The 9,383-nt window shown below is 72.3% G+C and carries 8 protein-coding genes; 6 read left to right on the forward strand and 2 right to left on the reverse strand.

Going from position 1 to position 9,383, the window contains the following annotated elements; all coding sequences use genetic code 11:
• A partial coding sequence (locus ACFV4N_RS34125) for a hypothetical protein (protein WP_499676785.1) occupies positions 1–1,029 on the forward strand: 1,029 nt, incomplete at its 5' end.
• A gap of 48 nt (positions 1,030–1,077) precedes the next feature.
• Here the strand turns inward: ACFV4N_RS34125 and lexA are convergent.
• Entirely contained in the window at positions 1,078–1,779 is a 702-nt protein-coding gene (gene lexA / locus ACFV4N_RS34130; RefSeq protein ID WP_499676786.1) for a transcriptional repressor LexA, read from the reverse strand.
• Between the two features lie 217 nt (positions 1,780–1,996).
• Here lexA and ACFV4N_RS34135 point away from each other — a divergent pair, with 217 nt between their 5' ends.
• From ACFV4N_RS34135 to ACFV4N_RS34155, 5 genes are all read left to right on the forward strand, one after another.
• Positions 1,997–2,494, forward strand: a complete 498-nt coding sequence (locus ACFV4N_RS34135; RefSeq protein WP_499676787.1) for a LysM peptidoglycan-binding domain-containing protein — start codon at positions 1,997–1,999, stop codon at positions 2,492–2,494.
• Between the two features lie 571 nt (positions 2,495–3,065).
• Positions 3,066–3,521 carry a transcriptional regulator NrdR gene (gene nrdR / locus ACFV4N_RS34140; protein WP_344039795.1) on the forward strand — a complete coding sequence of 152 codons (456 nt, stop codon included), beginning with the start codon at positions 3,066–3,068 and terminating at the stop codon, positions 3,519–3,521.
• 129 nt (positions 3,522–3,650) lie between these two features.
• Positions 3,651–6,506 (forward strand): vitamin B12-dependent ribonucleotide reductase, encoded by a 2,856-nt coding sequence (locus ACFV4N_RS34145; RefSeq protein WP_499676788.1) that lies wholly within the window; start codon positions 3,651–3,653, stop codon positions 6,504–6,506.
• A gap of 95 nt (positions 6,507–6,601) precedes the next feature.
• On the forward strand, positions 6,602–7,429 hold the full coding sequence (locus ACFV4N_RS34150; RefSeq protein WP_499676789.1) for an ADP-ribosylglycohydrolase family protein: 828 nt from the start codon (positions 6,602–6,604) through the stop codon (positions 7,427–7,429).
• On the forward strand, positions 7,426–8,424 hold the full coding sequence (locus ACFV4N_RS34155; protein ID WP_499676790.1) for an ADP-ribosylglycohydrolase family protein: 999 nt from the start codon (positions 7,426–7,428) through the stop codon (positions 8,422–8,424). Before ACFV4N_RS34150 ends, ACFV4N_RS34155 begins: the two co-directional genes overlap by 4 nt.
• A gap of 20 nt (positions 8,425–8,444) precedes the next feature.
• On the opposite strand, the gene ACFV4N_RS34160 is transcribed toward ACFV4N_RS34155, so the two are convergent.
• On the reverse strand, positions 8,445–9,233 hold the full coding sequence (locus ACFV4N_RS34160; RefSeq protein WP_499676791.1) for a phosphoribosyltransferase: 789 nt from the start codon (positions 9,231–9,233) through the stop codon (positions 8,445–8,447).
• Positions 9,234–9,383 lie beyond the last annotated feature (150 nt).

Genomic DNA, 9,383 nt, shown 5'->3' on the forward strand with positions numbered 1-9,383 from the left:
CTCCTCGTAGTGCTCGGCCTGGTGGCGGGGGCCCGTTACCCGGTGGCGGTGCCCGCCCCCCCCCCCCTGTGCGCGGTGACCGACGCGCGGCTGGAGGAGCTGTCCGGGCTCGCCGCGCGCGGTGGCGAGCTGTTCGCGGTGAACGACAGCGACGACGGCCGGTTGGCCGTGCAGGTGATGGACCGCACGTGCGCGATCACGCGGACGATCACGACGGCGATCAACCCGTTCGACGTCGAGGACCTCGCTCTCGCGCCTGACGGAACCCTGTGGGCGGCGGACACCGGGGACAACGGCAAGACGCGGGAAACCGTGGCATTGCACGCGGTTTCCCCGGACGGCACGGCCCGTTTGTACCGACTCACGTATCCTGACGGAAAGCACGACGCCGAGGCGTTGTTGTTGGACGGCTCGGGAATTCCGCACGTCGTCACCAAGGAAACGATCGGCTCGGCGTTGGTGTACCGGCCGGTTTCGGAGCTGTCCGAGAACGCGCCGACCCCGATGGAGCAGGTGGCGCAGGTGTCGATCCGCGGCACCGAGACGCCCGGCGGGCCGTTGACCAACCCGGTGGTGACGCGCCTGGTCACGGGCGGTGCGATGAGCCCGGACGGCACGGTGGCCGCGCTGCGCACCTACACCGACGCGTACCTGTTCCCGGTGCCGGACGGCGACCTGGCGAAGGCGCTGGAGGGCGACCCCGTGCGGGTGCCGCTGCCGGACGAGCCGCAGGGCGAGGCCATCGCGTTCGACGCGGACGGCGCGCTGCTGTCGGCCTCGGAGTTCGGCAAGGAGGGGACGTCCTCGCAGGTGCGACGGGTGGAAGGTGCCGCCGCACTGGCCGCGGCGCCCGCTCCTGCGCCCACCCCCACGTCTTCGGCCGAGGACGAGGCCCGAGCCGCCGACCCGCCGGCCGCGTCCGCCCCGGCGTCGTCGGAGCCCACCTCGCCGTGGCTGGTGGTGGGCGGTGGCGCGGCGGCGCTGGTGCTGGTGGGCGCCTTCGTCCGCCGCTCGCGCCGGAAGGGCTGACCACGCGCGGAGGCGTCCCGGGCAGTGCCCGGGACCTCCCGTCGTCGTTCAGAGGCGGCGCAGCACCGCGACGACCTTGCCCAGGATCGACGCCTCGTCGCCCAGGATCGGCTGGTAGGCGGGGTTGTGCGGCATCAGCCACACGTGCCCGTCCTTGCGCTTGAACGTCTTCACCGTGGCCTCGCCGTCGATCATGGCGGCCACCACGTCGCCGTTGTCGGCGGTGGGCTGCTGGCGGACCACGACCCAGTCACCGTCGGTGATGGCGGCGTCCACCATCGAGTCACCCACGACCTTGAGCAGGAACACCTCGCCCTCGCCGACCAGGTCGCGCGGCAGCGGGAACACGTCCTCGATGGATTCCTCCGCCAGGATCGGCCCACCGGCGGCGATGCGGCCCAGCATGGGCACGTACGCGGGGGTGGGCTTGGAGGCCGGCGCCAGGCCGGTCACGATCTCGGTCGGCAGCACGCCCACCGCGCGGGGGCGGTTCGGGTCGCGCCGCAGGAAGCCCTTCTTCTCCAGCGCGCGGAGCTGGTGCGCGACGGAGGACGTGCTGGTCAGGCCGACCGCCTCGCCGATCTCGCGCACGCTCGGGGGGTAGCCGAACCGGTCCAGCCAGTCGCGGATGACGTCGAGCACCTTGCGCTGGCGGAGGGTGAGCCCCGCGTTGCCCGCGATGTCCGTCTGCTCGGGCGGGGAGGGCACCTCCGCGGCCATGCTCAGGTCGTCGTTGGTCTTGCGTGCCACGGTTTTCCCCTCCTCACCGGCTCCGATTCCCAGGCCGGCTCTGCGTCGATCTTCGGTTGTGGACGGTAGTCGGGTTGCGCGCCCAGATCAAACACCTGTTCGAAGTAAGTATCGGCGTGTCGTGGCGATTATGCGGCACTTAGTGGTAGACATTCGCACGGACGTTCGATCGAACACAGGTTCGATCATGATCGGATGACCTGCGTTGGAGGGCATGATGGCGGTGGTCATTGGCACCCGGAACAGCTTCGAACTCGTGGACGGGGCCGGTGTCGAGGACGTCGCCCTCGGCACGGGGCTGCGACCGGGACCGCGCGTGCTGCGCCGGTTCGCCGTCCCGGACCGCGACCGCCGCCCGTCCACCCGCCGCACGCCCCAGGCGCCCCGCGAGACCCCGCCGGACGCGGCGGCGTGCCGGGTGCGCCCCGAGCGGCACCCGGCCGTCCGGTTCACCCTCTCCGCGCTCGCCACCGCCGCCCTGGCCGCCGCCCTCACCTTCGGCTACCTCTACACCTCGGGCGCCACCACCGTCCCCGAGCGCACCGCCGTGGTGCACGTCCAGGTCGGCGAGACCCTGCACGACGTGGCCAGGCGCAGCGCCCCCACCAGCGACCCGGACGCCGTAGCCGCCCGCATCCGCACCCTGAACAACCTCACCACCGACGACCTCGTCCCGGGCCAACCCCTGACCGTCCCCACCGGCCTCCTCCCCTAACCCCTCCCCTCCCCCCTCCACGCGTGTCCTCCACCCAGACACCGCGTGTCCTCCACTGAGACACCGCGAGTCGTCCACTCCGACACCGCGAGTCGTACCTCCAGACACCGCGAGTCGTACGCCCAGGTCGGGCGAGTCGTACCTCCAGGACCCCCGAGTTCACCTTTCGCGCACCCCTCGGCCACAACCCTTGGGCGCCTGAACGCTGAACTCGGGGGTCCTGTGCGTACGACACGGCGGTCCTGGACGTACGACTCGCGCGGTCTGGAGGTACGACTCGCGCGTCCGGAACGGACGACTCGCGGTGTCGGAGTGGAGGACACGCGGTGTCTGGGTGGAGGACACGCGAAGGGTGGCGGGTAGGGTGCAGGGCCGTTCGCGAGGTGGCTGCGGATCAGCCGTACGGGTGACACGCCGAGGGTTCTCACGAGTTGCGGCGCCAGGGGGCCAAGGCATAGGTTTACCCCTACATCTAGTGGTTGCACCGACGTAGTTAGTCCACAGGTTGGGGTATTCCCCCTCCCCAGGACTAACGCGATGAGTGCTGCGCCCAAGCAGGGGGAGATCAGCCGTGCGTTGCCCGTTCTGCCGGAACTCGGACTCGCGCGTGGTCGACTCCCGCGAGGTGGACGAGGGTCAGGTGATCCGCCGCAGGCGGTCCTGCTCCAGCTGCGGCCGCCGGTTCACCACCGTCGAGGAGGCCGTGCTCGCGGTGGTCAAGCGCTCCGGCGTCACCGAGCCCTTCAGCCGCGACAAGGTCGTCAACGGCGTCCGCCGCGCCTGCCAGGGCCGCCCCGTCGACGAGGACGCCCTCCAGCACCTCGCGCACCGCGTGGAGGAGTCGATCCGCTCCGGCGGCGTCGCCGAGATCCCCAGCCACGAGGTGGGCCTCGCGATCCTCGGCCCGCTGCGCGAGCTGGACGAGGTCGCCTACCTGCGCTTCGCCAGCGTCTACCGCTCCTTCTCGTCCGTGGAGGACTTCGAGAAGGAGATCGCCGATCTCCGCGACGCCCAGCGCGACGACTAGCGCCCGCGCCGCGACCGGAACACCGCGACCAAGCAACACCGCGACCGGAAACAACCACAGCGACCGCCTCGGACGGGGAGCCCGGACGTGGTCGCGCCACCACACCTACCTGATCGAGAGGGAACCCGGATGACCGAGACCGTCGGTGGCTCAGGGAAGAAGACCGCCACCCGCAACGGCGCGGGCGCCAAGACCGCCAAGCTGAAGGTGGAACGCGTCTACACCACCGAAGGTGTGCACCCCTACGACGAGGTCACCTGGGAGCACCGGGACGTCGTGATGACGAACTGGCGCGACGGCTCGGTGAACTTCGAGCAGCGCGGCGTGGAGTTCCCCGACTTCTGGTCCGTCAACGCCACCAACATCGTGACCAGCAAGTACTTCCGCGGCGCGGTGGGCACGCCGCAGCGCGAGCACAGCCTGCGCCAGCTCATCGACCGCGTGGTGCGCACCTACGTCAAGGCGGGTGTCGAGCACGGCTACTTCGGCGGCGACGCCGAGGCCGAGGTGTTCGAGCACGAGCTGACGTGGATGCTGCTGCACCAGGTGTTCAGCTTCAACTCGCCGGTGTGGTTCAACGTCGGCACCAGCTCCCCGCAGCAGGTCAGCGCCTGCTTCATCCTGTCGGTCGACGACACGATGGAGTCGATCCTGAACTGGTACCGCGAGGAGGGCCTGATCTTCAAGGGCGGCTCCGGCGCGGGCCTGAACCTCTCGCGCATCCGCTCGTCCAAGGAGCTGCTGTCCTCCGGCGGCACGGCGTCCGGCCCGGTGTCGTTCATGCGCGGCGCCGACGCGTCCGCGGGCACCATCAAGTCCGGTGGCGCGACCCGCCGCGCGGCGAAGATGGTCGTGCTGGACGTGGACCACCCCGACGTCGAGGAGTTCATCGAGACCAAGGCGCGCGAGGAGGACAAGGTCCGCGCGCTGCGCGACGCCGGTTTCGACATGGACCTGGGCGGCAAGGACATCGTGTCCGTCCAGTACCAGAACGCCAACAACTCGATCCGCGTGTCCGACGAGTTCATGCGCGCCTACGAGAACGGCGGCCAGTTCGGCCTGCGCGCCCGCATGACCGGCGAGGTCATCGAGCACGTCGACGCGCGGTCCCTGTTCCGCAAGCTCGCGCAGGCCGCGTGGGAGTGCGCCGACCCGGGCATCCAGTACGACGGCACGATCAACGACTGGCACACCACGCCGGAGTCGGGCCGGATCACCGCGTCCAACCCGTGCTCGGAGTACATGCACCTGGACAACTCCAGCTGCAACCTGGCGTCGCTGAACCTGATGAAGTTCCTGTCCGACGACGGCTCGTTCAACGCCGAGCTGTTCGCCAAGTCGGTCGAGCTGATCATCACCGCGATGGACATCTCCATCAGCTTCGCGGACTTCCCGACCCCCTCGATCGGCGAGACCACGCGCGACTTCCGCCAGCTGGGCATCGGCTACGCGAACCTGGGCGCGCTGCTCATGGCGACCGGCCACGCCTACGACTCCGAGGGTGGCCGCACCCTGGCCGCCTCGATCACGTCGCTGATGCAGGCCGTGGCGTACCGGCGGTCCGCGGAGCTGGCGGGCGTCGTCGGCCCGTACGCGGGTTACGCCCGCAACGCCGAGGCGCACCAGCGGGTCATCCGCAAGCACGCGGCGGCCAACGACTCGATCCGCGCGCTGCACGCCAACGACGCGGCGGTCCGCTCGCTGGCCACCAGGGAGTGGCAGCGCTGCCAGGAGGTCGGCACCCGCAACGGCTGGCGCAACGCGCAGGCCAGCGTGCTCGCGCCCACCGGCACCATCGGCCTGATGATGGACTGCGACACGACCGGCATCGAGCCGGACCTGGCGCTGGTGAAGTTCAAGAAGCTGGTCGGCGGCGGCTCCATGCAGATCGTCAACCAGACCGTGCCGCGCGCGCTGCGCGTCCTGGGCTACCAGGAGGAGCAGGTCGAGGCGATCGTCGAGTACATCGGCGAGCACGGGCACGTGGTGGACGCGCCGGGCCTCAAGCCCGAGCACTACGAGGTGTTCGACTGCGCCATGGGCGACCGCTCGATCGCGCCGATGGGCCACGTGCGGATGATGGCCGCGGTGCAGCCGTTCCTGTCGGGCGCGATCTCCAAGACGGTGAACATGCCGGAGACGGCGACCGTCGAGGAGGTCGAGGAGATCTACTACCAGGGCTGGAAGATGGGCCTGAAGGCCCTGGCCATCTACCGCGACAACTGCAAGGTCGGCCAGCCGCTGTCGGCGGGCAAGTCGGCCAAGCCCAGCTCGGAGACCAAGGCCGCCGAGCCGGTCGTCGAGTACCGGCCGGTGCGCAAGCGGCTGCCGAAGAAGCGCCCGTCGCAGACGGTGTCGTTCACGGTCGGCGGCGCCGAGGGCTACCTGCACGCGGGCTCGTACCCGGACGACGGCCTCGGCGAGATCTTCGTCAAGCTGGGCAAGCAGGGTTCGACGCTGGCGGGCGTGATGGACGCGTTCTCCATGTCCATCTCGGTCGGTCTCCAGTACGGCATCCCGCTGGAGTTCTACGTCTCGAAGTTCCAGAACCTGCGCTTCGAGCCGGCCGGCATGACCGACGACCCGGACGTGCGGATCGCGACCAGCGTGCTGGACTACCTGTTCCGCCGGCTGGCGCTGGACTACCTGCCGTTCGAGAAGCGGGCCCAGCTGGGCATCTTCACGGCCGACGAGCGCACCGCGCAGGTGGCGTCGGACTACAGCGGCGGTGACGTGGACCTGGAGGGGCTGCGCACCTCGGTGGGTTCGGCGGAGCAGTCGGCGCCCGCGAGCGCCCCGGCGCCCGCGCCGGAGCAGAAGTCCAAGCCGCAGGACGTGAAGGTCGGCAGCTCCACGGAACTGCTCGAACTGCACCTGGGCAAGGCCGCCGACGCGCCGCTGTGCATGACGTGCGGCACGAAGATGCGCCCGGCGGGCTCCTGCTACCTGTGCGAGGGCTGCGGCTCCACCTCGGGTTGCAGCTGATCACGCGCTCCGCGAGGGCCCGGGACCGTCGTGTCCCGGGCCCTCCGGCTTTTCCGGCCACGCGCGAGCCGCGCGCGGGCTACGCTCGGCCCGACATGTCACGCGAACTCGCACTCCTCTCCCTCGACGGCCTGTCCGTCGGCGACGCCTGCGGCGCCCAGTTCTTCGCCCGGCCCCGCACCGACGACTTCCCGCCCGACGGCACCTGGCCGTGGACGGACGACACCGAGATGGCCTGCCTGCTGCTGGCCGAACTCCTCGAGCACGGCGAGGTGGACCAGGACCGGCTGGTCGCCTCGTTCGCCGAGCACTGCGACCCGTACCGGGGCTACGGGCCCGGCGCGGTGGTGGTGCTGCACCGCGTCCGCGACGGGGTGCCGTGGCGCGAGGCCGCCGCGACGGCCTACCGGGGTGGCGGTTCGTGCGGCAACGGGGCGGCCATGCGGGTCGCGCCGCTGGGCGCGTTCTTCGCGGGCGACCCCGCCGCCGCCGTCGAGCAGGCCGTCCGGCAGGCCGAGGTGACGCACGGGCACCCCGAGGGGGTCGCCGGCGCGGTGGCCGTGGCGGTCGCGGCTTCGCTGCCCGGTCCCGGCCTGCTGGACGCGGTGCTCGACCACCTCGGCGACGGCGAGGTGCGCCGGGGCGTCGAGCGGGCCCGGGGGCTGCTGGGCCGGTCGGTCGCGGAGGCCGCTCACGAATTGGGCAACGGGTCGCGGTCGACCGCGCAGGACACCGTGCCGTTCGCGCTGTGGGTGGCCGCGAGCCGCGCCGACGACTACCCGGCCGCGATCCGGGCCTGCGTCGACGCCGGCGGTGACATGGACACCACGGCCGCGATGGTGGGCGGGGTCGTGGCCACCCGGACCGGGGTGCCGGAAAACTGGCTGAACCACCGGGAGCCGCTGCCTATGCTGCCCCGGTGACCAGGGCCAGTGGCACCCTCTTCGGTCTCGCGTGCGGTGACGCGCTCGGCGCGCCGACCGAGTTCCTGACCGTGCCGGAGATCGAGCGGCGGTACGGCGCGGGCGGTCCGCGCGACCTGGCGGGCGACCCCGCGCCGGTCACCGACGACACCCAGATGGCGCTGGCGGTCGCCCGTGCGCTGCTCGAGGGGACCGACCGGGTCCGCCTCGAACCCGCGCTGCGCGACCACTTCGTGCGCTGGTGGGCCTCGCCCGACAACGACCGCGCGCCCGGCATGACCTGTTTGCAGGCGTGCGAGCGGCTCGCGGACGGCCTGCCGTGGCGACGGGCGACGAGCGAGTCCTCCAAGGGGTGCGGCGCGAACATGCGCGTGGCGCCGGTCGGCCTGGCGCCGGGCCTGGACGACGCGCACCGGGCGGGGATCGCCCAGTTCCAGTCCGCGCTGACGCACGGCCACCCCACCGCCCTGGCCGCGAGCGAGCTGACCGCGTTCGCCGTGCACCGGCTGCGCGGCGGGATGCGCCTCGACGACCTCCCGGCCGCGTTGCGGCAGCGCTGCGCGGAGCAGCGCACGACCTACCACGAGGACTGGCTGGACGACCTGTGGGCGCGTCCGGGCGCGACCGGGCCCGAGGAGTTCATCGCGCGCGGCTGGGACGAGTGCGCGGCGGCCCTGGACGCCCTCGACCGCGCGCTGGCCCGCCCCGACCGGCGGGCCGACCCGTGCCTGGCCACGGGCGCCGGGTGGGTCGCGGAGGAGGCGCTGGCCACCGCGCTGCACTGCGTGCTGCTGTTCCCGGACGAGCCGGTGGAGGCCCTGGTCAGGGCGGCGACCACGTCCGGTGACTCGGACTCCATCGCCTGCCTCGCGGGCGCGTTCGCCGGGGCCGCGCACGGGCTGGGCGCGTGGCCGGCGGGGTGGGTCGAGCGGGTCGAGCACGCCGACGAGCTGGCCGCGCTCGGCCGCCGCTGGGACGCCGACGAGGACCACTAGGACAGCGGGGACGGCGGGGGTCAGCGCCGCTGGTTGCGCGTGACGGTCAGGCCGAGCACCTCGACCGCGCCGGCGCGGCGGGCCGCGTTGGCCACGCCCGCCATGGTGTAGCCGCTCTGGTGGGTGTCGTCCACGACCAGCACGGTCTGCCCGGTCAGGTCCCCGGCCACCCGGAACGCGCCGAGCAGGTCGACGCGTTCGCGCGGGGTCAGCAGGCGGGCCTGCTTGCGGACCCGGCCGGGCGAGGTGACCGGGGTCAGGCCGAGCCCGAGGTCGTGGGCCAGGGCGAGGCCGAGCAGCGCGCTCACCGCCGGGCGCTCGGGGTCGTGGCCCGGCACCGGCAGGACGCTGGTCGCGCGGGCGTACCACTCGTGCCTGATCACCACCTCCGCCAGCGCGGCGCACAGGGCCTGACCGGCGCGGTCGACCTCGTCCGGCGCGCCGGTGCGGTGCTTGACCAGGTGCAGCCGCTCGGCCACCTCCGTGCGCGCCGACCCGTCGGGCTCCAGGTGGTGGTCGAGCGCCACCAGGCAGTCCACGCTCTCGTGCTCCACGGGGACCACCAGCACCTCGCCGAGCAGCCGGAAGAAGTCCTCGAGGCCGGCGGGCGGCGCGGCGGCGAGCCGGACGCGGTAGGGCCAGCGGCGGTCGTTGCCGAGGTTGCGCACCGGTTCGCCCCCGGGCAGGGCGCCGAACACGTGGGCGGCGACCTCGGGCGTGCTGCGGAACCTCAGGAGCCAGGACGAGCCGGACGGTTCCAGCTCCCAGGCCACCGACCGGTCCGGGCGGGGCGGCGTCGACGTGGGCAAGCGGAATACCCCCCAGGCGAAGAGACCGCCAGCCTGCCACAGCGGGCGCCGGGGGGCCCGCGCCGAAAAACCGCCCGCCCCAGCCTGCAGGCTCCAAACCCCCCACGCCCCCCCCCCCAACCAGTTTTGGAACCACAACACCCCGAGCGA

The organism is Actinosynnema sp. NPDC059797 (assembly GCF_042732085.1).
In the GTDB taxonomy this organism is placed as follows: domain Bacteria; phylum Actinomycetota; class Actinomycetes; order Mycobacteriales; family Pseudonocardiaceae; genus Actinosynnema.